At 66.3% G+C, this 22,044-nt stretch carries 19 protein-coding genes and 1 pseudogene; 8 read left to right on the top strand and 12 right to left on the bottom strand.

Translation table 11 applies throughout. The features are described from left to right. Positions 1-74: 74 nt before the first annotated feature. The gene (locus tag DNK89_RS07610; protein WP_238990721.1) at positions 75-863 is read right to left on the bottom strand and encodes a metallophosphoesterase; all 789 of its coding nucleotides are present in this window, start codon (positions 861-863) and stop codon (positions 75-77) included. 194 nt (positions 864-1,057) lie between these two features. On the opposite strand from DNK89_RS07610, the gene DNK89_RS25000 reads away from it, so the two are divergent. Beyond that, positions 1,058-1,675: a hypothetical protein gene (locus DNK89_RS25000; RefSeq protein WP_370220892.1), complete on the top strand. Its 618-nt coding sequence runs from the start codon at positions 1,058-1,060 to the stop codon at positions 1,673-1,675. Here the strand turns inward: DNK89_RS25000 and DNK89_RS25005 are convergent. Beyond that, positions 1,588-1,995: pseudogene (locus tag DNK89_RS25005) on the bottom strand (diacylglycerol kinase family protein); the annotation flags it as partial. The gene DNK89_RS25000 and the pseudogene DNK89_RS25005 sit on opposite strands and share 88 nt — an antisense overlap. A gap of 327 nt (positions 1,996-2,322) precedes the next feature. Here DNK89_RS25005 and DNK89_RS07620 point away from each other — a divergent pair. After that, entirely contained in the window at positions 2,323-3,183 is an 861-nt protein-coding gene (locus DNK89_RS07620) for a phosphatase PAP2 family protein (RefSeq protein ID WP_110959570.1), read from the top strand. Between the two features lie 4 nt (positions 3,184-3,187). Here the strand turns inward: DNK89_RS07620 and urtE are convergent, their stop codons facing one another. From urtE to urtA, 5 genes are all read right to left on the bottom strand, one after another. After that, positions 3,188-3,880, bottom strand: coding sequence for an urea ABC transporter ATP-binding subunit UrtE (urtE, locus tag DNK89_RS07625; protein WP_110959571.1), 693 nt, complete (start codon positions 3,878-3,880; stop codon positions 3,188-3,190). A 75-nt stretch (positions 3,881-3,955) separates the two neighbouring features. Continuing rightward, on the bottom strand, positions 3,956-4,831 hold the full coding sequence (gene urtD, locus DNK89_RS07630) for an urea ABC transporter ATP-binding protein UrtD (protein ID WP_015012821.1): 876 nt from the start codon (positions 4,829-4,831) through the stop codon (positions 3,956-3,958). Next, complete coding sequence (urtC, locus tag DNK89_RS07635; RefSeq protein WP_110959572.1) at positions 4,828-5,967, bottom strand: urea ABC transporter permease subunit UrtC; 1,140 nt, start codon at positions 5,965-5,967, stop codon at positions 4,828-4,830. The genes urtD and urtC overlap by 4 nt, the downstream gene beginning before the upstream one ends. Positions 5,968-5,987: 20 nt before the next feature. Then, a complete protein-coding gene (gene urtB, locus DNK89_RS07640; RefSeq protein ID WP_110959573.1) occupies positions 5,988-7,562 on the bottom strand; it encodes an urea ABC transporter permease subunit UrtB in 1,575 nt (524 codons plus the stop codon). A gap of 93 nt (positions 7,563-7,655) precedes the next feature. Further along, positions 7,656-8,918 (bottom strand): urea ABC transporter substrate-binding protein, encoded by a 1,263-nt coding sequence (urtA, locus tag DNK89_RS07645; RefSeq protein WP_060984130.1) that lies wholly within the window; start codon positions 8,916-8,918, stop codon positions 7,656-7,658. A 685-nt stretch (positions 8,919-9,603) separates the two neighbouring features. Here urtA and DNK89_RS07655 point away from each other — a divergent pair. Beyond that, on the top strand, positions 9,604-10,788 hold the full coding sequence (locus DNK89_RS07655; protein ID WP_110959574.1) for an MFS transporter: 1,185 nt from the start codon (positions 9,604-9,606) through the stop codon (positions 10,786-10,788). Here the strand turns inward: DNK89_RS07655 and DNK89_RS24370 are convergent. Both DNK89_RS24370 and DNK89_RS07665 read right to left on the bottom strand, forming a co-directional pair. Further along, the gene (locus tag DNK89_RS24370; protein WP_161958927.1) at positions 10,785-11,123 is read right to left on the bottom strand and encodes a darcynin family protein; all 339 of its coding nucleotides are present in this window, start codon (positions 11,121-11,123) and stop codon (positions 10,785-10,787) included. The genes DNK89_RS07655 and DNK89_RS24370 overlap by 4 nt on opposite strands. A 55-nt stretch (positions 11,124-11,178) precedes the next feature. Then, positions 11,179-11,955, bottom strand: a complete 777-nt coding sequence (locus tag DNK89_RS07665; protein WP_161958928.1) for an SDR family NAD(P)-dependent oxidoreductase — start codon at positions 11,953-11,955, stop codon at positions 11,179-11,181. Between the two features lie 125 nt (positions 11,956-12,080). Between DNK89_RS07665 and DNK89_RS07670 the strand changes: the two genes are divergently transcribed. The 3 genes from DNK89_RS07670 to DNK89_RS07680 all read left to right on the top strand — a co-directional run bounded on the left by DNK89_RS07670 (position 12,081) and on the right by DNK89_RS07680 (position 15,553). After that, entirely contained in the window at positions 12,081-12,680 is a 600-nt protein-coding gene (locus DNK89_RS07670) for a Crp/Fnr family transcriptional regulator (RefSeq protein ID WP_110959577.1), read from the top strand. A 120-nt stretch (positions 12,681-12,800) separates the two neighbouring features. Then, the gene (locus tag DNK89_RS07675; RefSeq protein WP_110959844.1) at positions 12,801-15,071 is read left to right on the top strand and encodes a xanthine dehydrogenase family protein molybdopterin-binding subunit; all 2,271 of its coding nucleotides are present in this window, start codon (positions 12,801-12,803) and stop codon (positions 15,069-15,071) included. 20 nt (positions 15,072-15,091) lie between these two features. Further along, positions 15,092-15,553, top strand: coding sequence for a (2Fe-2S)-binding protein (locus DNK89_RS07680; protein WP_110959578.1), 462 nt, complete (start codon positions 15,092-15,094; stop codon positions 15,551-15,553). Here DNK89_RS07680 and DNK89_RS07685 read toward each other — a convergent pair. Further along, positions 15,544-16,599 carry a sensor domain-containing diguanylate cyclase gene (locus DNK89_RS07685; RefSeq protein ID WP_238990722.1) on the bottom strand — a complete coding sequence of 352 codons (1,056 nt, stop codon included), beginning with the start codon at positions 16,597-16,599 and terminating at the stop codon, positions 15,544-15,546. The genes DNK89_RS07680 and DNK89_RS07685 overlap by 10 nt on opposite strands. A 57-nt stretch (positions 16,600-16,656) precedes the next feature. Further along, the gene (locus tag DNK89_RS07690; protein WP_110959579.1) at positions 16,657-17,841 is read right to left on the bottom strand and encodes a DUF917 family protein; all 1,185 of its coding nucleotides are present in this window, start codon (positions 17,839-17,841) and stop codon (positions 16,657-16,659) included. A 167-nt stretch (positions 17,842-18,008) separates the two neighbouring features. On the opposite strand from DNK89_RS07690, the gene DNK89_RS07695 reads away from it, so the two are divergent. Both DNK89_RS07695 and DNK89_RS07700 read left to right on the top strand, forming a co-directional pair. After that, positions 18,009-18,695: a DUF3334 family protein gene (locus DNK89_RS07695; RefSeq protein WP_060987604.1), complete on the top strand. Its 687-nt coding sequence runs from the start codon at positions 18,009-18,011 to the stop codon at positions 18,693-18,695. 207 nt (positions 18,696-18,902) lie between these two features. Continuing rightward, positions 18,903-19,229 carry a plasmid stabilization protein gene (locus DNK89_RS07700; RefSeq protein WP_110959580.1) on the top strand — a complete coding sequence of 109 codons (327 nt, stop codon included), beginning with the start codon at positions 18,903-18,905 and terminating at the stop codon, positions 19,227-19,229. Positions 19,230-19,254: 25 nt separating this feature from the next. On the opposite strand, the gene mgtA is transcribed toward DNK89_RS07700, so the two are convergent. After that, on the bottom strand, positions 19,255-21,981 hold the full coding sequence (gene mgtA, locus DNK89_RS07705) for a magnesium-translocating P-type ATPase (protein WP_110959581.1): 2,727 nt from the start codon (positions 21,979-21,981) through the stop codon (positions 19,255-19,257). Positions 21,982-22,044: the final 63 nt, after the last annotated feature.

The following is a 22,044-nucleotide window of genomic DNA, read 5'->3' on the forward strand; positions in this document are numbered from 1 at the left end:
ATGGTGTAAAGCGGTTCTCTCCAAGTGTTTGGGCGCCCTACTGGGCGCCCTTTTTTGTGCCCGTTGCGCAGTGCTCAGCCAGCCGTCACCCGGTCCACACACACAAACTCGCCCACCGCGCCGTCATAGTCCCAGCGGGCTGCCACCCTTGCCTGGCCGTCCAGTGCGGCGCCCGATGCCTCGGTGCTGAGCACCACCAGGCTGTTGGGGCTGCCGTGCCGCAGGCGGTGCGACACCGCCGTGCCTGCGCTGCTGGCCCACAGCCCGGGCAAGGGCTGCAGCAGGCGCGGCTGGTGCACGTGGCCGGACAGCAGCATTTGCGCACCGGCAACGCGCCAGCGCTCGATGGCTTCGTCTGCACGGTGGGGGCGGTGGTCGCGATCCTCTGCATCGCGGGCCACCAGGGGGTGGTGGCTGGCCACGATGCGCCATGCGCCAGGGGGCGCCCGCGCCAGCAGCAGCGCCACATGCTCGATCTGGGCGGACGACAGGCTGCCGCGCTCGTGCCGCCAGGCGCGCGTGGTGTTCACGCCCACCACGTAGAACGCTCCCATCTGCCGCACGGGCTCCTGGTCCATGCCGAACTGCTCCGAGAACCGCTCGTACGAACGGCCCCAGCGCATCCACCACGCGAACAGGGGCAGGTCGTGGTTGCCCGCCAGCACCAGATTGCTGCGCGCATGCAGGCCCTGCACAAACCGCGCGGCCTGCTCAAACTGCTCGGCCGTGGCGCGCTGCGTGAGGTCGCCCGACACCACCACCATCGCCACGCCCAGGCGTTGCGCCAGCCGCTGCACAGCGGCGCACACCACCGGGTCGTGCGCACCGAAGTGCAGGTCGGACAGGTGCATCAGAACCGTCATGGCAGGGGGTGGCGCGGGGTGGGCAGGCGCAAGGGTCGCTCCATCAAGCAGGCAGCATGCCGGGTGCGGGGGTGGCGCCCGGCGCGGGCGTGTCGGCAGGGACGAAAGCAGTGGCTTCTTCAGGCGGTGGGGTCTGCGATGCACCATCACGCGCAAGTTGACTCGGTGCCACCAGCCACAGCGGCCGCGCACTGATGCGGAAATGCAAGGGTGGTGCCATCCACTCCCGCTCGCCGTCAAACGCCACCTTGACCTGCGGTGGGCGCCAGCTGGCGGGTGCGACGGACAGCTCGGAACAAGCCATGCTGACCACCGCGTTGTCCTTGTCGAGCTGGCCGGTGGCGGCATTCCACACCGTGCGGGCGATGGCCCAGCGCCCTTGCGGCTTGAGCATGACCACGGCCAGGTGCCCACCATCGGCCACCTTCTGCGCCTGCGGCAGGCCCATGCGGTCCAGCTGCAAAGGGTTGTTGCCCACGAACAGGGTGGTGACCAGGTGCTCTTCCTGCTGCGCCTCGGCGCCCTGGTGCGTCTTCATCACCACGCGCCAGCGGCGGCCCGACGCGGGGCGGAACAGGCTCCACACCGCCGCCGCCACGGCCACCCAGCGCTTGCGCCCAAAGCGGCGCGATGCCATCTCGCGGTCGGCCAGCATCTTGGGGTACAGGCCCACGCTGGCGTTGACCACAAACATGCGGCGGTTCACAAACCCCACCTGCACCGGACGCAGCTCGCCCGCATGCAGGGCCTGCAGCAGGTCCTGCACGGCGGTTTCCGGGTCCAGCGCCAGCCCGTGCTCCCGGCTGAAATAGTTGAAGGTGCCCATGGGCACCACCCCCAGCGGTACCCCGGCGCGCAGCGCGGCCGACGCCACGGCGTTGATGGTGCCGTCACCCCCGGCGGCCACCAACAGCCCGCCGTCATCCTGTGCGGCCTGGGCAGCACGCTCGGCCAACTGCACGATGTCAGCACGGCGGTCGGGTACGTGCCAGACCACGTTGTGCGCCTGCAAGGTCGGCACGCCCTCCAGCTTGGCGCGCAGCAGGTCCAGGTCGGCACCGGGCCGCCGGGGCACCACCAGGTGGATGGGACCACGGGGCTCGGGGGGAAGGATGTGTTCCGAAGGTGTCATGCAAAAACTCTGCAACAAACAAGAGCAACCCCACAGCGCGCAGAACAAATCGCAGCGGCCGGGCAGGCCCACAGGCCCACCCCACCACAGGCAAGCCCGTACGGACTGCAGGGCACTCCATGGTGACAAACCATCACGCGCGGCGCAGCCGGTAGCCACGCCATGCGCCTGTCAGCCATTGCCGACAGACGCGCTGTCTGCAGACTCGCAGGCCCCAATACACCCACCACACGGCGGGATGCTGGGAACTTCAGTACAACCCCGGCTTCTGTCACTGAGCCCCTGCGCGTTGCGGGTGCCCCAAAAGAAAAAGGACCCGCGATCCCCATGACAACGACCTCCAGCGCCCTGGCTGCCACCGACCTGGGCGCCCTGCTGGCGCAGCACCCCCTGGGCTGGTGGATGGCTGGCGCAGTGGCGTTTGCCCTGCTGGGCACCGCCGCGTTGACGGGCTTGCGCAGCCTGCGGCAGCATGTGGGCGCGCCGCTGGGCCGCGTGTTTCCGCCCCAGGCCCGCTGGGTGCTGGTGGCGGCCATGGCGGCCTCGGCCTGCACGCTTGTGCTGGCGGGAGCCACCCTGGCAGAGCTGGCCGAAAGCGGAAGCGCCCAAGGGTACTGGGGCGCCCTGGACGACGCACTGGCCGCCAGCCTGCAAGCACAGGCATCGGCCGCCGTACTGCAGTGGTTTGCCACCCTCACCCACCTGGGCGACACCTGGGTGCTGACCGCCCTGGCGCTGGGCGTGGCTGCCGCGCTATGGCTGCGCCGGCACCGCCTGCTGGCCACCGGCTGGCTGGTGGCCATGGCGGGCAACGGCGCGCTGACCAAGGTGCTGAAGAATCTGTTCGAGCGCGTGCGGCCCGAGCACACGCACGGAATTGCGGAGGCCAGCGGCTACAGCTTTCCCAGCGGACACAGCAGTGCATCGATGGTGGCCTATGCCATGCTGGCCTACCTGGCCACGCGGCTCTTGCCGCGTGCATGGCACCTGCCTGCGGTGATGCTGGCCGGTGCGCTGATCTTCACCACCGGCTGGAGCCGCGTGGTGCTGCACGTGCACTACGCCAGCGACGTGCTGGCAGGCTGGCTGCTTGGCGGCACGTGGATGGTGTGCACGGTGCTGATCATGGAGAGCGTGTCGCGCTGGCGCAGTCCAGCCCTTGCCACCGCTGCAGCGCAACGCCTCTGAGCCTTCAGATCGCCACGAGGTTGCGAATGCCCTTGGCTTCCATCTCGCTGCCCGGTCCACGCGCGATGACTTCGCCGCGCTCCATCACCAGGTACTCGTCAGCCAGCTCCTGCGCAAAGTCGTAGTACTGCTCGCAAAGCAGGATGGCCATCTCGCCCTTGTCGGCCAGCATGCGGATCACGCGGCCGATGTCTTTGATGATGCTGGGCTGGATACCTTCGGTGGGCTCGTCGAGGATGAGCAAACGCGGGCCGGGGGCCAAGGCGCGGGCGATGGCCAGTTGCTGCTGTTGTCCACCCGATAGGTCGCCGCCCCTGCGCTTGAGCATCTGCTTGAGCACAGGAAAGAGTTCGTACAGGTGCGGCGGCACGGGCGTGGAGCCGCTTTTGTAGGCCAGGCCCATGCGCAGGTTTTCTTCCACCGTCAAACGCCCGAAGATTTCGCGACCTTGGGGCACAAAGCCGATGCCAGCACGCGCCCGGTCGTAGGGCGTGGCCTTGTCGATGGGCTTGCCGTCGAACTGGATGGAGCCGCTCTTGATGGGCACCAGGCCCATCAGGCTTTTGAGCAGCGTGGTCTTGCCCACGCCGTTGCGGCCGAGCAGCACGGTGACTTTGCCCGGGGTGGCGGTGAGGCTCACGTCACGCAGGATGTGGGAGCCGCCGTAGTACTGGTTGATATTCTGGACGGTGAGCATGGTGACTTGGAGTGTTCGGGGCCGCTAGCGCTTTTTCAATATGCGCTGGCAGCTATTTTTTGATAGTAAATTTCTTCACCGGCCGAGGTACACCTCGATCACGCGCTCGTCGGCCTGCACCTGGTCGAGCGTGCCTTCGGCCAGCACCGAGCCATCGCACAGCACCGTGACTTTTTCGGAGATGGTGCGGATGAAGCCCATGTCGTGCTCCACCACCATGAGCGAGTGTTTGCCCTTGAGCGTGAGGAACAGCTCGGCCGTACGCGCGGTTTCTTCGTCCGTCATGCCCGCCACCGGCTCGTCCAGCAGCAGCAGCTTGGGGTCCTGCATCAGCAGCATGCCAATCTCGAGCCACTGCTTTTGCCCGTGGCTCAGGTTGCCCGACTGGCGCGTGACGCTGTCGGCCAGGTGAATGGTGTGCAGGATTTCGGCCAGGCGATCCGACTGCGCGGAGTCGAGCCGGAAGAACATGCTGGACTTCACACCCTTGTGGGTCTTGAGCGCCAGTTCCAGGTTCTCGAACACGCTGAGCTGCTCGAACACAGTGGGCTTCTGGAACTTGCGGCCGATGCCCAGGCTGGCGATCTCGGGCTCGTTGTGGCGCAGCAGGTCGATGGTGGAGCCAAAGAACACCGTGCCTTTGTCGGGCCGCGTCTTGCCGGTGATGATGTCCATCATCGTCGTCTTGCCCGCGCCGTTGGGGCCGATGATGCAGCGCAGCTCGCCGGGGGCGATGTCCAGGCTCAGGCCGTTGATGGCCTTGAAGCCGTCAAAGCTCACGTGCACGTCTTCCAGGTACAAAATGCGGCCGTGGGTCACATCCACCTCGCCCGGCACCGCCACGCGCGAGAAGCCTGCTGCGCGGCCGCCCGACTCGGTCTGGCCCAGCACAGCGGGCGCCAGCGTCTTTTGCAGCCGCCGCGCGCCTTCTTCCATCAGATCGGGCGTCATTGCGCAGCTCCCTTCGTCGTTGTCATTTTTGCTTTGAGCTTCTTGACCAGGCCCACCACACCATCGGGCAGGAACAGCGTCACGGCAATGAACAGCGCGCCCAGAAAATACAGCCAGAACTCCGGCGCCGTTACCGTGAGCCAGCTCTTGGCCCCGTTGACGATGAACGCACCCACAATGGGCCCAATCAGCGTGGCACGCCCACCAACGGCCGCCCACACGGCGATCTCGATGGAGTTGGCAGCGCTCATCTCACCCGGGTTGATGATGCCGACCTGGGGCACATACAGCGCACCCGCCACACCACACATCATGGCGCTGATGGTCCAGATGGTGAGCTTGTAGGGCAGCGGCGAGTAGCCCGAGAACATCACGCGGCTCTCTGCATCGCGCACGGCCTGCAGCACGCGGCCGAACTTGCTGCGCACCAGCCAGCGGGCCAGCAAAAAGAAGCCCAGCAGCGTGACGCCCGTCAGCACGAACAGCGTCATGCGCATGTTCTGCGTGGCAATGGGCATACCCAGGATGCGCTTGAAGTCGGTGAACCCGTTGTTGCCGCCAAAGCCAGTCTCGTTACGGAAGAACAGCAGCATGGCCGCATAGGTCATGGCCTGCGTGATGATGGAAAAGTACACCCCCTTGATGCGCGAGCGGAAGGCGAAGTAGCCGAAAACAAACGCAATCACGCCCGGCACGGCCACGATGAGGATCAGCGTGGCAACGAAGCTGTCGGACAGCGCCCAGTGCCAGGGCAGTTCCTTCCAGTCAAGGAACACCATGAAGTCCGGCAGGTCGCTCTTGTAGTTTCCGTCGCGGCCGATCTGGCGCATGAGGTACATGCCCATTACGTAGCCACCCAGCGCAAAGAACAGGCCGTGGCCCAGGCTCAGGATGCCTGTGTAGCCCCAGATCAGGTCCATGGCCAGCGCGCAGATGGCGTAGCACATGATCTTGCCGAGCAACGCCACGGCGTAGTCCGACAGGTGGAACACGCTGCCTGCAGGCACCCACAGGTTGAGCACCGGTGCGACGGCGCACACCACGATGAGCGCCACGATGAAGGCCGACCAGCCGCCGCGCGTGAGCAGCGGCGCCGGTGCGGGCAATTGGAGGTTGGGAGAGGTTGGCGTAGTCATGATCTGTCGTCTCTGATGCTTCAGTCGGCCGTACGCCCTTTGACCGCGAAGATGCCTTGGGGCCGCTTCTGGATGAAGATGATGATGAACACCAGCACCGCAATCTTGGCCAGCACGGCGCCTGCCCAGCCTTCAAGGAACTTGTTCAAAATGCCCAGGCCCAGCGCGGCATACACCGTGCCCGCCAGCTGGCCCACGCCACCCAGCACCACCACCATGAAGGCGTCGACGATGTAGCTCTGGCCCAGGTCGGGCCCCACATTGCCCACCTGGCTCAGCGCGCAGCCAGCCAGGCCGGCAATGCCTGAGCCCAGGGCAAAAGCCATGGTGTCAATGCGCGCGGTGTTCACGCCCATGCACGAGGCAATGGGCCGGTTTTGAGTCACGCCGCGCACGAAAAGGCCGAGGCGCGTGCGGCCAATCAGATAGCCCATGCCCAGCAGCACCGCGATGGCAAAGCCGATGATGACGAGGCGGTTGTAGGGCAGCGTGAGGTTGGAGAGCACCTGCACGCCACCGCTCATCCACGCGGGGTTTTCCACGCCTACGTTCTGCGCGCCAAACAGGCTGCGCACCAGCTGCATCAGCACCAGGCTGATGCCCCAGGTGGCCAGCAGTGTCTCCAGCGGGCGGCCGTACAGAAAGCGCAGCACGCCACGCTCCAGCACAGCGCCCACGAGGGCCGATGTGAGAAAGGCCAGCGGCACCGCAGCCACCAGGTACAAATCGAACGCGCCTGGAAAGAACTTCTGGAACACGCCCTGCACCACGTAGGTGGCGTAGGCGCCGATCATCATCAGCTCGCCATGGGCCATGTTGATCACGCCCATGAGGCCGTAGGTGATGGCCAGGCCCAAGGCCACCAGCAGCAGGATGGAGCCCAGGCTGATGCCCGAAAACGCAGCGCCCAGGCGCTCGCCCCAGGCCAGTTGGTCGTCCAGCGTGCGCAGCGCGGCCTGCAGGGCAGCCTTGACCTTGGCGTCTTCCTCCACCGCCACGCGCTCGTTCAGCAGCAGGCGCGTGTCGGGCGTGGCGCTGGCCGAGAGGGCCTGCGCGGCAGCGATGCGTTGCGATGCGTCGTCACTGCCCAGCAAGGTGGCAGCGCGCGCCAGCTGCAGTTGGGCCTTGATCTTGTCGCTGGTTTCCTGCGCCAGGGCTTTATCGAGCAGCGGCAGGCGACCTCCGTCAGGCTCTTTGGTCAGTGCCTTGGCGGCTGCCATGCGCTGGGCTTCGTCCTTGCCAAAAAGCGCCAGGCCCGCAAGGGCCGTGTCGATCTCGCCGCGCATGCGGTTGTTGTTGATGATGTCTTCGGCATCGGCAGGCAGCGGCACCTCGGCGCCGGTGACGGGGTCGATGCCCTTGTCGTCCCGCACGATCAGCGCCTTGCCACCGGCGACCTTCACCGCATCATCGGCAAGTGCCTGCAAAAAGGCAGCGGTGCGCTCGCTGGGGTCGACCACGGCCTGCTGCACGGCGGCCACGCGGTCGTCGGTGTCGCCAGCGGCCATGGCCAGGGCCTGCTCGGCAGTGAGTGCGTGGGCGCTACCAGCCATCAACAGCAGGCTGGCCCACAAGGCCAGTAAACATCGCAACATAGAGGCATCCAATGGGCCCGCAGGGTGTGCGGGCAGATCACACAAAGAAAAAGGAGGGCACGCGCCCTCCTTTCTTGGGCACTGCGAGAGTGCTTACTTCTTCTCGGGCTCGTCCTTCTTCTTGTCGTTGCCTTCGATGTACGGGCTCCATGGCTTGGCCTTCACGGGGCCAGGGGTCTTCCACACCACGTTGAACTGGCCGTCGGCCTTGATTTCACCGATGAACACGCTCTTGTGCAGGTGGTGGTTCTTCTCGTCCATCTTGCTCACGATGCCCGACGGCGCCTTGAAGGTCTGGCCGGCCATGGCGGCGATCACCTTGTCCACGTCGGTGCTCTTGGCCTTTTCGACCGCCTGCTTCCACATGTTGATGCCGATGTAGGTGGCTTCCATCGGGTCGTTGGTCAGTGGCTTGTCCTTGTGGCCGGCAATGCCCTTGGCCTTGGCGTAGTCGCTCCACTTCTTGATGAAGGCGGTGTTCTCAGGGCTCTTGATGGACTGGAAGTAGTTCCAGGCGGCCAGGTGGCCCACCAGCGGCTTGGTGTCCACGCCGCGCAGTTCTTCTTCACCCACCGAGAAGGCCACCACCGGCACATCCTTGGCCTTCAGGCCGGCGTTGCCCAGTTCCTTGTAGAAGGGCACGTTGGAGTCACCGTTGATGGTGGAGACCACAGCCGTCTTGCCGCCCTGGCTGAACTTCTTGATGTCGGCCACGATGGTCTGGTAGTCAGAGTGGCCGAAGGGGGTGTACTTTTCATCGATGTCCGAATCCTTCACGCCCTTGCTCTTGAGGTAGGCGCGCAGGATCTTGTTGGTGGTGCGGGGGTACACATAGTCGGTGCCCAGCAGCACCCAGCGCTTGGCACCGCCGCCGTCCTTGCTCATCAGGTAGTCCACCGCAGGGATGGCCTGCTGGTTGGGCGCGGCACCGGTGTAGAACACGTTCTTGGACAGTTCCTCGCCCTCATACTGCACGGGGTAGAACAGCAGGCCGTTCATTTCTTCCACGACAGGCAGCACCGACTTGCGCGACACCGAGGTCCAGCAGCCGAAGATGACCGAGACCTTGTCCTGGCCCAGCAGCTGCTTGGTCTTTTCGGCAAACAGAGGCCAGTTGGAGGCCGGGTCCACCACCACGGGTTCGAGCTTCTTGCCCAGCACGCCGCCCTTGGCATTGATCTCGTCGATCGCCATGAGCACGGTGTCTTTCAGCACGGTCTCAGAGATGGCCATGGTGCCCGACAGGCTGTGCAGGATGCCGACCTTGATCGTGTCCTGGGCATGGGCTGGCAGCGCAGACAGGCCAGCGAGCGTAGCGACGGCCGCGAGGGCCTTGAGGGAATAACGACGTTGCATGTGTGCTTCTCCGGTGGTGGTTTCAATCAGGGAATCAATCAAACCGCTTCGCCCGGCGGGCCCCGGTGTGGAGCCGCATTCGATCGGGCGATGGAATGGATTCTGGAGAGCGGGGCCCGTTGGCGAAATACGCCGGGTGGCGTACACGCACCGCTGCGGGGCTGCTTCCCACGGGGCCGTTGTGTGGCATCTCACTGCCAACGACAGGCGCAACAGGGGAGCCGGAGCCGGCAGCGCGATCACTATCAAAAAGATAGCTGATGCTGCATATATCACTAGCGCAATCGGCCTATTTCATCCAAAAACCTTGACCAGCGAAGGTTGTGGAGTCTCCGTAGAATCCGCGGGTTTCCCTAGTTTTAGAACGTGTTTACGACCTTTTCGGGGCCGCGCAAGTGCCTCGCCGGGATGGGATGCAAGGCGCGGTGCGCAGCCAATAGCTCGGCTATTGGCAAGCGCCGCAACGCTGCAGACCGCCCGGCAAGGCACTTGCCCGAAGGGTTGGAGTGAAATCGGGCGATTGAACGCCCCGGCTGCTTGCATGGGCACGAGCCCATGCGGCGCATCCGAAGCGCCCACTCATCCCGATTGCACTCCAACGCGGCCCCGAAAAGGTCGTAAACACGTTCTCAGCACGCCAGGCCTCCATGGGCCCGGTTGCCGCCCTTCTGCCCCGCTGCGCTCCATGAACCTCCCTTTGCTGGCCCTGGCCATTGCCGCTTTTGGCATTGGCACCACCGAATTCGCGATCCTGGGGCTGCTGCCCGAAGTGGCGGGTGACCTGTCCGTCTCCATCCCCGCCGCCGGCATGCTGGTGTCGGCCTACGCCCTGGGCGTGGCCGTGGGTGGGCCGCTGCTGGCGGTGGCCACCGCGCGCTGGCCGCGCAAGACCACGCTGACCTGGCTGATGGTGCTGTTCATCATCGGCAATGTGGGCTGCGCGTTGGCGCCCAGTTATGCGTGGCTGATGGTGGCGCGTGTGGTCACCTCGTTCTGCCACGCGGCGTTTTTTGGCATTGGTGCCGTGGTGGCGGCCAGCGTGGTGGCGCCGCACAAGCGCGCCCAGGCCATGGCGCTGATGTTCACCGGGCTCACGCTGGCCAACGTGCTGGGCGTGCCGCTGGGCACGTTGTTGGGCCAGCACCTGGGCTGGCGCTCCACCTTCTGGGCAGTGGTGGCGATTGGGGTGCTGGCCGTGGCGGCCGTGGTGCGCTGGGTGCCGCACCTGCGCCACCAGAGCAGCGGCAGCGCGCTGGGCGAGTTCCGCGTGCTGCGCATCCGCCAGGTGTGGCTGGCGCTGGCGGTGAGCGTGCTGGCCTCCACCAGCATGTTCACGCTGTTCACCTACATCACGCCCATCCTGCGCGACGTGACCGGCGTATCGCCCCAGAACGTGAGCGGCGTGCTGCTGCTGTGCGGCGTGGGCCTGACCATTGGCAACCTGCTGGGCGGCCGCCTGGCGGACTGGAAGCTGCTGCCCTCACTGATGGGCATCTTCGCCGTGCTGGCGGGGGTGCTGGCGGCGTTTTCGTTCACCAGCGCGTGGCTGTGGCCCGCCATCCTCACCGTGGGGGTGTGGGGCATGGTGTCGTTCGCAGCGGGCACGCCGCTGCAGGCTCGGGTGGTGTCGCAGGCGGGCGATGCACCCAGCCTGGCGTCCACACTCAACATCGGTGCGTTCAACCTGGGCAATGCCATCGGAGCCTGGCTGGGGGGCGTGGTCATCACGGCCGGGTGGTCGCTGCAGGCCATTCCGCTGGTGGCGGCCGCCGTCACGCTGAGTGCGCTGGCGCTCACAGCATACATCGCCTGGCTGGACCGGCAGCCCGCTGCCAAAGCGCCCGTGCTGGCCGACTGCAAGGCGGCCTAAGCCGTTTCGGCGCGCTCGAACGCCACATAGCCATCTTCGATCGCAGACAGGATCTGCAACACCTCGAAATACGGCACGGTGAGCAGTGGGGAATCGCGCAGCCGCTCCATGAAGTCGTAGTGCTTGAGTGGGTCATCGGTTTCCACCAGCATCAGATCGCTGCAGGGCGCTGCGAAGGCCTCAGCATCGAAGTGGCGCAAGCGCAGGGCTCCCTCATAGCGAGGCAGCAGGGCATGCAGGTGCGCCTCACCCAACGCACGCCTTCGCTCACGGGGCAAACGCAGCCACTCGGGCAGTGCACGCAGGTGGATGAAGAAGGCATAACGGGTTGCCATGGGGGTGATCTCCTGGGGTCGATGAGAAGACAGGTGTTGAGCCGGCAGGCTTGGATCAAGCAGTGCGCAGCAGACGGGCCAGCAGTCCGGGTGCCCAGCGCTGCAGGTGCCAGGCCGCGCGCGCCTTGCCGATGCGGATATCGGTGTGCCCCGCCAGCAGGCCGCGGACCATTGCCTGTGCAGCGACATCGGGTGAGATCTTGCCCCGGCCTCGGCCCCGGGTCATGGGCGTGTCCACCAGCGGCATCACAGCGTGAACCACCCGCACTGGGCTGCCTTGCATCTGCACCCGCAGCGCCTGGGTGAACAGGTCCAGCCCCGCCTTGGTGGCGCTGTAAACCGCCGCCGTGCGCTTGGGACAAGAGCCCAGCACCGACCCGACATTGACTACCCACGCGCGCTGCTGGGCCTGCAAATGGGGCAGCAACGCACGCGTCAGCGCCATTGGCGCCAGCAGGTTGATCTCGACCTCCGCGCGCATGTCCTGTGCGCTGTAGCCGGTATCGTCCACCCGCAGATCGTGCTGGATGCCTGCGTTGTTCACCAGCGCGCCAAGATCGGGATAGCGCAGCAGCCACTGCGCCGCCAGGCCGTCCATCTCTTCCATGCGGGACAGGTCGGCCACCCAAGGCTCGATCAGTGCGTGGGCGTCTGCCAGAGCCTGCAGCGGTTCGGCCTGCCGTGCCACAGCCAGCACGGGCACGCCGCACCGTGCCAGCTCCAGGGCCAGCGCCCGGCCAATGCCCGAGCTCGCGCCGGTGACGATGGTGCGTGGCAACGGGCCTGCGGGCGTGGCCTGGGGTGCGGTGGCGGGGATGCGAGCGTGTGACATGGGCCGCACTCTAGGCATGGCTCCGTCTGGCGTCATCAACCCAGGTTAATTGGCGAACGAAGGAGGCTCTCACCCCCAGGCGCGGCGGAAACTTCGCCGCGCTGCCACGCGGCATACTGCGCGCCATGGCCCCCATCCACCACCCCGCCTTCTGGTCGCTCCTCACACAGGCGGCGGGCACGCAGGGCCTGCCCGACTGGGCCACGGCAGAGCGCGCCATCACCGCGCACGCGGTACAGGCAGGCGGCACGGTTTTTCTGCAGGGGGTGCAGCACCCGTATGTTTACGCGGTTCAAGCAGGCTTGTTCAAGCTGAGTTACCTGCAGGATGACGGCACGGAATGGATCAAGTCGTTTGCCGAAGAAGGACGCTTTTTTGCCAGCGTGTCCGCCCTGCAGCCGGGCGGCCGCACGGCCTTCATGGTGACGGCCATCGAGCCCGCCACCCTGGAGCGCATCGACCACGGCGTGCTGCTCGCGCTGGCCGAACGCCACCTGTCCTGGGCCAAGGCGCTGTACCAGCTGACCCTGGTGTACGCCGCGCGCAAGGAGGCGCGTGAGCGCGAACTGCTCACCCTCACCCCCGAGGGCCGCTACCGTGCCTTCCTGGCATCACACCCCAACCTGGCGCTGCGCATCCCGCAAAAGGACCTGGCCCGCCACCTGGGATTGACGCCCGTCGGGCTCAACCGTATTGCCATGCGCGTGCGGCGCAGCGTCACATAGCCGACATTCGTGAGCAGCGCTGCGCTGCGCAGTGGCGCTAGGATGGCCCCCTGCCCTTGCCACCCGGTGATTGCCATCGAAGGCGCCGGTGTGCACTTTCTCAACCGCTCAGGACAACCCATGGTGAAACGACGCACAGTGCTTCTCAGTGGCGCCGCAACAGCCGGCGCGCTGGTCATCGGCTGGGGCGTGGTGCCCCCGCGCCAGCGGCTGCACACCGCGCAGCCCCTGCCCCAGGGCACGGGCCAGGTGGCGCTGAATGGCTGGCTCAAGGTAGCGGCCGACAACACGGTGACGGTGATGATGGCCAAGTCCGAAATGGGCCAGGGCGCGCACACCGGCCTGGCCGCCATCCTGGCGGAAGAGCTGGACGCAGACTGGGCCCAGGTGCGGCTGGAGATGGCGCCCATCGACGACATCTACAACAACCTAGCCACGGTGGTGGACGGCCTGCCGTTCCACCCCGACAACGACGGCTCCATCAAGGCCGTGGCAGGCTGGCTGACGGCCAAGACCATGCGCGAGGTGGGCGTGATGATGACGGGTGGCTCCAGCAGCATCAAGGACCTGTGGCGCCCCATGCGCGAGGCCGGTGCCCACGCCCGCGCGATGCTTATCAACGCAGCCGCCGTGCAATGGAAGGTGCAGGCTGCCGAATGCAAGGCCAGCGCCGGCGTGGTGGAACATGCGGCAGGCCAGCGCGCCACGTTTGGCGAGCTGGCGACACTGGCGGCGCAGCAGCCGCCGCCGGGCAAGGTCACGCTCAAGGAGCCTGCTGAATTCAAGCTGATCGGCAAGCCCCTTACCCGCATCGAGGCGCCCTCCAAGCTTGACGGTACGGCAGTGTTTGGCATCGACGCCCGCCCGCCCGGCCTGCTGCACGCCAGCGTGGTGATGTGCCCCACGCGGGGCGGCAAGGTGGCCCAGTTCGATGGCGCAGCCGCGCAAAAGATGCCTGGGGTGAAGCAGGTGCTGGCCGTCGCGCCGTACCACGGCGGCACCGGCGGAGTGGCTGTGATTGCCGACACGCCCTGGCACGCCAAGAAGGCCGCCGCCGCGGTCACCGTGCAGTGGGACCACGGCCCCGCCGCCATGCTGTCGAGCGCCGCCGTCATGACCCAGCTGACCCAGGCGCTGGACCAGGCCCAGGGCTTTGGCTACCACAGCGTGGGCGATGTGGATCAGGCCCTGCAAGGCGCAGCGACCACCCTCACGGCCGACTACCGCGCGCCCTATCTGGCCCACGCCACCATGGAACCCATCAACTGCACCGTGCAGTTCAAGGACGGCGCGGCCAGCGTGTGGGCATCCACCCAGGTGCCGGGCCTGGCGCGCATGGCGGCGGCCAAGGCCCTGGGCATCCACGAGGACAAGGTGACCGTGCACCAGCTGCTGCTGGGCGGTGGCTTTGGCCGACGGCTGGAGGTGGACTACGTGGCCCAGGCCGCCGCCATTGCCAAGGCTGCCGGGGGCGCACCGGTGCAGACGCTGTGGTCCCGCGAGCAGGACATGCAGCACGACTTCTACCGCCCCGCCTGTGTGGCGCGGTTCAAGGCCGGGATGGACGCACAGGGCCAGCTGGTGGCCTGGCACAACGTGTCGGCCGGCCAGGCCATCGTGCCGCAGGTGCTGGCCCGCACCTTTGGCCTGCCGGGCGCCGGGCCGGACAAGACCGCGTCCGAAGGCGCGTTCGACCAGCCCTATGAGTGGCCCCACGCACGCATCGCCCACGAGATCATCGACCTGCCGCTGCCCGTGGGCTTCTGGCGTTCGGTGGGGCATTCGCACCAGGCTTTTTTCAAAGAGAGTTTTGTGGACGAAGCGGCCCACGCTGCCAAGAAGGACCCGGTGGCCTTCCGTGCCGCATTGCTGCAAAAACACCCGCGCCACCTGAAGGTGCTGCAAAAGGCGGCCGAGTTGGCCGGCTGGGGCCAGCCCCTGCCGCCCGATGCGTCGGGCGTGCAACGGGCGCGTGGCGTAGCGCTGCACCAGTCGTTCGGCTCCATCGTCGCTCAGGTGGCCGAGGTGTCGGTGGTTGCCGACAAGGCCATCCGCGTGCACCGCGTGGTGTGCGTGATCGACTGCGGCGCGGCCATCAACCCCAACCTGATTGCCCAACAGATGGAAAGCGCCGTGGTCTACGGCCTCACGGCGGCGCTGTGGGGCGAAGTGACCATCAAAGACGGCCAGGTGCAGCAGAGCAACCTGCACGACTACCCCCTGCTGCGCATGGCCGACTGCCCCCGCGTGGAGACCCACATCATCGCCAGCGCCGAGCCCCCCGAGGGCGTGGGTGAGCCCGGCGTGCCGCCCATCGCCCCCGCCGTGGCCAATGCATTGTTTGCCCTGACCGGCCAGCGCCTGCGCGCGCTGCCGCTCAAGCTCAGCTGACCCGACGCACCGGAGCCCCCATGACCACGACCCTGAACCTCAACGGCCAACCCGTCGCCGTCAACGCCGAACCCGACACGCCCCTGCTGTGGGTGCTGCGCGGCGAGCTGCAGATGAACGGCACCAAGTTTGGCTGCGGCATGGCGCTGTGTGGCGCCTGCACCGTGCACTTGAACGGCGAACCGGTGCGCGCATGCATCACGCCCCTGTCGGCCGTGGGCAATGCCCAGGTCACCACCATCGAGGGCCTGCAGGGCCCCGAAGCCACCGCGCTGCGCACGGCTTGGACGGCGGTGGATGTTGCGCAGTGCGGCTACTGCCAGAGCGGGCAGCTGATGTCGGCCTGTGCGCTATTGAAGAAAACCCCGCAGCCGACCGATGCCGACATCGACGCCGCCATGTCGGGCAATGCCTGCCGCTGCGGCACCTACCCGCGCATCCGGGCGGCGATCCATCAGGCGGCGCGGGGGCCTCAGGGCTGAGAGATTTGGCCCCCCAAGTCGAGCGACACCTGCTCGACCACGCCGCCCTGTTCGGGCGGTAGGTCGGCGCAATGGACGGCGTTGCGCCCCGTGCCCTTGGCTTGGTAGAGGGCCTGGTCGGCGCGGTTGACGAGCTCGTCAAAACCCATGCCCGAGCCCTGGTGCAACGTAGCCACACCAATGCTCACGGTAACGGCCACCTCCTGCCCCTCGTCGCCCACACACACCAGCAGGGTCTCGACCTCGCGGCGCAGCGACTCTGCCACCTGCAATGCGCTGGGGCCATCGGTCTCGGGCAGCACGATGACGAACTCCTCGCCCCCAAACCGCGCAACGATGTCCACACCGCTGCGCTTGCGCGCCGCGCACACCTGGGCCACGGCGCAGATCACACGGTCGCCGGCCAGGTGGCCGTACATGTCGTTGACGGACTTGAACAGGTCGATGTCCGCCACCAGCAAGGACATCGGATGGCCGAAGCGTTCGGTGCGTTTGGCCTCCTTGGCGCCCAGCTCCATGAGCGTGCGGCGATTGGACAGGCCTGTGAGCGAGTCATTGGCGGCCAGCCGCTCCAGCGTGGCGTTGAGCTGCTGCAGCAGACGGTTCTGCTCGGTGAGCTGCTGGTTGATCTGGGCGATTTCTGTCTCGCGGCACTTGCGGTCGTGGATGTTGAACGTGACGCCGATCAAGCGCTTGCCAGGGGTCTCGCTGTGGCCGTCCATGATGCGGCCATAGTTGGCAAACCAGATCCACTCACCGCTCTTGGAGCGCAGCCGGAACTCGCACCGGTACTGGGGCGTGACGCCCGTCAGGTGGTCGGCCACGGCTCGGCGCACGGTGTCGATGTCGTCGGGGTGGAACAGGCCATAGATATCCTGCACGCCCGAGACGATTTCATCTTCGGTGAACCCCAGCTCTTCAAACGTCTTGGTCGCCTTGCGCGTGACGTTGCCGGTGATGAGGTCGTTCTCCCACAGGTCAAGCCCGGCGGCCTCCAGGGCCAGCTCCAGCCGCTCCTTGTTCAGGTCCGCCTCACCCATGGCCATGACCACCTTTTTTCACAGCGTTGCGTTTCTCTCGTGCGTCGGCGTGGGCTTCAGGAATCAGGCGGGGGGCATGCCGCCCGCGTAACCGATGTTGCGCAGCAGCGCCGCAAAGGAGGCCACCACACCGGGGGTGTTGTAGAGCTGGGGCGCCGTCTGCACCGCAATCACGCTCACCTGGTTGCCGGTGCTGCGGCCCTTTCTGGCATCGAAATACTGGGCCAGGTCGTCGCTGGCGTTGGAGAACCCGCGCCCTGTGCTCTCGGAGTAGTAGCAGATCGAGTCGGGCGCGATGATGTCGGGGGTGGTGCTCGCCGCCGAATACATGATCAGGTTCTCGTTGAGGTTGTACAGGTAATGCGTCTCGGTGCTCTGGGCCGGGTCTGGCGCATTGTCCAGCCGGATGATGCCCGAGTCCAGCGACGCGCTGGAGGTGGACTGGGTGACCGAGGTCATGAAAAAGTTGGTGACCACCGCGCGCGCCGCACGGCCGGTGAGGTTCTGGATACCCGCCGCCACGGCCTGGGTGCTGAGCGGCGTGACCGCCTGCAAGAGCTGCAGGCCCAGCTGCCGGGCCTGCTCCAGCGTGCCCGGGATGTAGCTGCCCGACAACGCGAACTGGTTGCCCGCGTTGGAGGGCCACATCGCAATGCCCGAGTACCCGCCAAAACCGCCCACCACCCCACCCGCCAGCGACTCGATACCCGAAGCCGTGGCAGAGCCCAGCACCGCATACTCCGCCGCCACTAGCGTGGACGCATCGCTGGCCAGCACGGCTGGGGCGGGCGCGGGCCCGGTGGGGCCGGTGAAGGTAGTCTGGGGCAGCTCGGGCACCGCGCGGCCCGCGCCGTCGCCATTGACCACCCAAATGCTGCCGCCCGACATGGCCGCGCCGATCAGCGGCACCAGCGAATTGATGGGCCCGATCTCCACCGGGATGAAGGCGCCCGGCTGCATGCCGGTGTACGCCTGCATCACGGCCACAGTGTTGTTGATGGAGTTCTGCACCGCCGTGAGGGTGAGGTTGTCGGCCGCGTCGGGCGAGCCCATGATGGCCAGCACACAGGCGTTGGTGGCGCCGTCGTAGTCCTGCACCTGCACTGTGCCGGTGTAGCCCTGGTCTGCCAGCTGCTGCACGATGGCGCAGGCGTCGTGGTAACTACCGCCGCCGCCACTGGCCAGAACAGCCGCCCCGGTCGCGATGGCCTGGAAGTCGGTCAGGCCATAGAAATAGATATTGCCCATCGGGCACCCCTCTCTTTTTTTGGATGAGAAGCACGATATCCCAGCCCCGTCGAAAGTCAATGACCGGGATACCACGGGGGGATCGGCGCCACGGCAGGGCCTGCACTCTGGTTTACGGGGGCATCATCGCCTATGCTGTGCACCAGTTGTATTTGCCATTGCCCACCATGAGCCTCCCCGAAAAATCCACCGTCTACGGCACCGAAGACCTTTTGATCAGCCTGTGCAACTCCGTCACCCGCGTGCTGGGTGTGGCCACACACAGCCAGATCCACTATTCCGGCATGGTGCAGCGCATCAGCAAGACCTGCCTGAAACCCGACATTGGCTGCTTTGTGCTGTTTGACGGCGGCTTCTCTGGGCTGGTGATCATCAACTTCTCGGGCCAGGCGGCGATGGAGCTGTACGCCAACTACCTGCTGAACATGGGCATGTCCAAGGACGACCTGGTCAGCTCGTACACCTCGGACGAGGTCAGCAACGTGATGGGCGAGCTGATGAACCAGGTGGTGGGCGACTTCACCGGCAAGGTGCGGCGCGAGCTGCAGACCCACATCACGCAAAACCAGCCCAAGATGCTGGTGCTGAACAAGCAGGTGCAGCTGTCGGTGGACGCCAACCTCGACAAGCCCGAGGCCCGGCGCGTGACCTTCTACACCAGCAACAACAACATCTTCTACCTGGAACTCGCCATCGACCGCACCGAGTTCATCAAGCTCTACGACTTTGAAGCGCAGGAAGCTCCTGACCCGGACGCGCTGATGGCCCAGTCGCAAGAAGCACCGCCCGTGCCCGCCCCACCGCCCGCAGGCCAGGACGACACGGACGCGCTGCTCAAGTCCCTGGGCATGTAGCAACACTACAAAAAAGATAGCTGTCAGCGCATGATGCACTAGCGCTTGCAGCCAATTTTGCTCAAAAGAAGCGCCCAGAGTGGCTACGGCGCCCCTCCGGGCGGCCCAGCGGGCCTGTCCTACACCCGCCGTCACGATGCACTGACCGCTCCGCCAAGTCACGGGTCTAAGCTGAAAAGCCCACCTGTTGATCGGAAAGGAGCCCCCATGCCACGTGCCGCCTGGAGCGCCAAACGCGAGCGCCAGTACGAACACATCAAGGACAGCCTGCTGGAGCGCGGAGAGAGCGAAAGGACCGCCGAAGAGATTGCCGCACGCACCGTGAACAAGGAGCGCGCGCAACACGGCGAAGCCCGCACGGCCAACCCCCAAACCCTGAAAGCCACGCCGGCCCCTGTGCGCGGCGGCAAAAACTCGCACCGCGGCCCGCAAGGCCGCACGCGCGAGCAGCTGTACGAAGACGCCAGGCGCGCGAACATCCGGGGCCGGTCCCGGATGAACAAGCAGCAGCTGGAGCAGGCCCTGGCGCGATGAACCGGGCGCGGCTCTCACGCCGCCCCTACTGCCAGCCGTAGCGCCGCACGTACCAGCGCTTCATCACCGTCGTCAGCAGCACGTAGCCCGCCAAGATGCCCACCAGCCACGGAAAGTAAGCCAGCGGCAGCGCCTGCAGCTTGAAGTGCCCGGCCAGCGGCCCCATGGGGATGAAGATGCCCACCGCCATGATGAGCACCGTGGCTGCAAGCAGCGGCACCGAGGCCACGCTTTGTACAAAGGGCAGCTTGGGGGTACGGATCATGTGCACGATCAGCGTCTGCGTGAGCAGCCCCACCACGAACCAGCCCGACTGGAACAGCGTCTGCGCCCCGACGTTGTTGGCACCAAACACGTGCCACATGACGGCGAAGGTGGTGATGTCGAACACCGAGCTGATGGGCCCGAAGAACACCATGAAGCGGCCGATGTCGCCAGGGTTCCACTTCAGCGGATTGCGGATGAGTTCCTCGTCCACGTTGTCGAACGGGATGGCGATCTGCGACAGGTCATACAGCAGGTTCTGCACCAAGAGGTGCAGCGGCAGCATGGGCAAGAAGGGCAGGAACGCGCTGGCCACCAGCACCGAGAACACGTTGCCGAAGTTGGAGCTGGCCGTCATGCGGATGTACTTGAGCATGTTGCTGAAGGTCTTGCGGCCCTCCATCACGCCCTCTTCCAGCACCATCAGGCTTTTCTCCAGCAGGATGATGTCGGCCGCCTCCTTGGCAATGTCCACCGCGCTGTCCACGCTGATGCCGATGTCGGCCGCACGCAGCGCGGGCGCGTCGTTGATGCCGTCGCCCATGAAGCCCACCACATGGCCGCCCGCGCGCAGCGCGCGCACCAGCCGCTCCTTGTGCAGTGGCGAGAGCTTGGCAAACACGTTGTGGGTGTCGGCTGCGCGCGCCAGGGTGGCGTCGTCCATGGCGTCCACGTCCTTGCCCAGCAGCACGCCCTGCACCGCCAGGCCCACCTCGCGGCAGACCTTGAGTGTCACCAGCTCGTTGTCGCCGGTCAGCACCTTCACGGCCACACCGTGCGCAGCCAGCGCCTTCAGCGCGGGGGCAGTGGATTCCTTCGGTGGGTCCAGAAACGCCACGTAGCCGATCAGCGTGAGGCCCGATTCATCGGCCACGCTGTACACCGTCTGGTGGGGCGGCGTCTCCTTCATGGCCACGGCCACCACGCGCAGGCCCTCGTTGTTCAGGCCGCGCGTCACCTCCAGCACCCGTGCGCGCAGGGTGGCGTCCAGCGGCAGGTCTTGCACGCCGGTGTCTTCCACCACACGCACCTGGGTGCACACGTCCAGCATCTCTTCCACCGCGCCCTTGCAGATCAGCTCGTGGTGGTCGTTGCGCTCGCTGACGATGACCGACATGCGCCGGCGCACAAAGTCGAACGGCACCTCATCAACCTTGCGGTAGTCCTGCGCCAGGCGCAGGTCGGTCTGCAGCTCCACATGCTCCAGCACGGCATGGTCCAGCAGGTTCTTCAGGCCGCTCTGGTAGTGGCTGTTGAGGTAGGCAAAGGTCAGCACCTCGTCGCTGTTGTGGCCGAACACGTCGGTGTGCCGCTCCAGAAAGATCTTGTCCTGCGTGAGCGTGCCGGTCTTGTCGGTGCACAGCACGTCCATCGCGCCAAAGTTCTGGATCGCGTCCAGCCGTTTGACCACCACCTTCTTGCGCGACAACAGCACGGCACCCTTGGCCAGTGTGCTGGTCACGATCATGGGCAGCATCTCGGGCGTGAGGCCCACGGCCACCGACAGCGCGAACAAAAAGGCCTCCAGCCAGTCGCCCTTGGTAAAGCCGTTGACGACCAGCACGATGGGCACCATGACCAGTGCAAAGCGGATCAGCAGCCAGCTCACGCTGTTGACGCCTGCCTGGAACGCGGTGGGCGTGCGGTCGGTGGCTGTGACGCGCGTGGCCAGCGTGCCAAAGTAGGTGTGGTTGCCCGTAGCCACCACCAGGGCGGTGGCAGAGCCCGACACCACGTTGGTGCCCATGAACAACAGGTTGGTCGCGTCCAGCGCGCTGGTGCCGGGCTGGCTGCGCTCGGCAAACTTCTCGACCGGCAGCGATTCGCCCGTCATGGCCGACTGGCTCACGAACAAGTCCTTGGCCGTGAGCACGCGGCAATCCGACGGGATCATGTCGCCTGCCGACAGCACGATGTGGTCGCCCGGCACCAGCTGATGGATGGGCAGCTCGCGCGGTGTGGCTACGCCACCCATGTCGCTGCGGCGCAGCACCGTGGCGGTGTTGCTGACCAGCGACTTGAGGCGCTCGGCCGCGCGGTTGGAGCGGCCCTCCTGCACGAACCGCAGCAGCGTGGAAAGCACCACCATGGCCAGGATCACGATGGTGGCCTCGTGGTCTTCGGTGAGGTACGAGATCAGTGCCAGCACCGTGAGCAGCACGTTGAACGGGTTCTTGTAGCAGTGCCACAGGTGCAGCCAGGCGGGCAGCGGCTTTTCGTGCTCCACCTCGTTGGGGCCGTGCTGGGCCAGGGCGGCAGCGGCCTGGGCGTCGCTCAGGCCTGCAGGGTCGGACTGCAGGCGCTCGATCAGTGCGGGCAGATCATCGCTGGCGGCGCGCTGCAGTTCGCGGCTGAGCAGGTCGGGCGACGTGGCGGGAGTGGGCGCGCGGCCCAGCGTGAGCGTGTCCAGAATCAGCCGCCGCGCAAAGTGGCGGGTGACGTGGCGGGTGTGCAAAAAGCGGTCGAACAGGTGGTGCAGGAAGCTCATGGCGGTCTCCCTAGCAGCCAACGCAGGCGGCGTTGCGCGTCACGGGCTGTGGTGCCGTGTGCG

It is taken from the genome of Acidovorax sp. ST3 (assembly GCF_003231145.1).
GTDB lineage: Bacteria > Pseudomonadota > Gammaproteobacteria > Burkholderiales > Burkholderiaceae_C > Acidovorax.

Bases quoted from the DNA above. Each gene is read 5' to 3' on its own strand.
- mgtA (WP_110959581.1), bottom strand. From the start codon at position 21,981: ATGAGCTTCCTGCACCACCTGTTCGACCGCTTTTTGCACACCCGCCAC.
- urtA (WP_060984130.1), bottom strand. From the start codon at position 8,918: ATGCAACGTCGTTATTCCCTCAAGGCCCTCGCGGCCGTCGCTACGCTC.
- DNK89_RS25000 (WP_370220892.1), top strand. From the start codon at position 1,058: ATGCGGAAATGCAAGGGTGGTGCCATCCACTCCCGCTCGCCGTCAAAC.
- DNK89_RS07680 (WP_110959578.1), top strand. From the start codon at position 15,092: ATGACCACGACCCTGAACCTCAACGGCCAACCCGTCGCCGTCAACGCC.
- DNK89_RS07665 (WP_161958928.1), bottom strand. From the start codon at position 11,955: ATGTCACACGCTCGCATCCCCGCCACCGCACCCCAGGCCACGCCCGCA.
- DNK89_RS07675 (WP_110959844.1), top strand. From the start codon at position 12,801: ATGGTGAAACGACGCACAGTGCTTCTCAGTGGCGCCGCAACAGCCGGC.
- DNK89_RS24370 (WP_161958927.1), bottom strand. From the start codon at position 11,123: ATGGCAACCCGTTATGCCTTCTTCATCCACCTGCGTGCACTGCCCGAG.
- DNK89_RS07670 (WP_110959577.1), top strand. From the start codon at position 12,081: ATGGCCCCCATCCACCACCCCGCCTTCTGGTCGCTCCTCACACAGGCG.
- DNK89_RS07610 (WP_238990721.1), bottom strand. From the start codon at position 863: ATGACGGTTCTGATGCACCTGTCCGACCTGCACTTCGGTGCGCACGAC.
- DNK89_RS07690 (WP_110959579.1), bottom strand. From the start codon at position 17,841: ATGGGCAATATCTATTTCTATGGCCTGACCGACTTCCAGGCCATCGCG.
- urtD (WP_015012821.1), bottom strand. From the start codon at position 4,831: ATGACGCCCGATCTGATGGAAGAAGGCGCGCGGCGGCTGCAAAAGACG.
- DNK89_RS07700 (WP_110959580.1), top strand. From the start codon at position 18,903: ATGCCACGTGCCGCCTGGAGCGCCAAACGCGAGCGCCAGTACGAACAC.
- urtB (WP_110959573.1), bottom strand. From the start codon at position 7,562: ATGTTGCGATGTTTACTGGCCTTGTGGGCCAGCCTGCTGTTGATGGCT.
- DNK89_RS07620 (WP_110959570.1), top strand. From the start codon at position 2,323: ATGACAACGACCTCCAGCGCCCTGGCTGCCACCGACCTGGGCGCCCTG.
- urtE (WP_110959571.1), bottom strand. From the start codon at position 3,880: ATGCTCACCGTCCAGAATATCAACCAGTACTACGGCGGCTCCCACATC.
- DNK89_RS07685 (WP_238990722.1), bottom strand. From the start codon at position 16,599: ATGGCCATGGGTGAGGCGGACCTGAACAAGGAGCGGCTGGAGCTGGCC.
- DNK89_RS07655 (WP_110959574.1), top strand. From the start codon at position 9,604: ATGAACCTCCCTTTGCTGGCCCTGGCCATTGCCGCTTTTGGCATTGGC.
- urtC (WP_110959572.1), bottom strand. From the start codon at position 5,967: ATGACTACGCCAACCTCTCCCAACCTCCAATTGCCCGCACCGGCGCCG.
- DNK89_RS07695 (WP_060987604.1), top strand. From the start codon at position 18,009: ATGAGCCTCCCCGAAAAATCCACCGTCTACGGCACCGAAGACCTTTTG.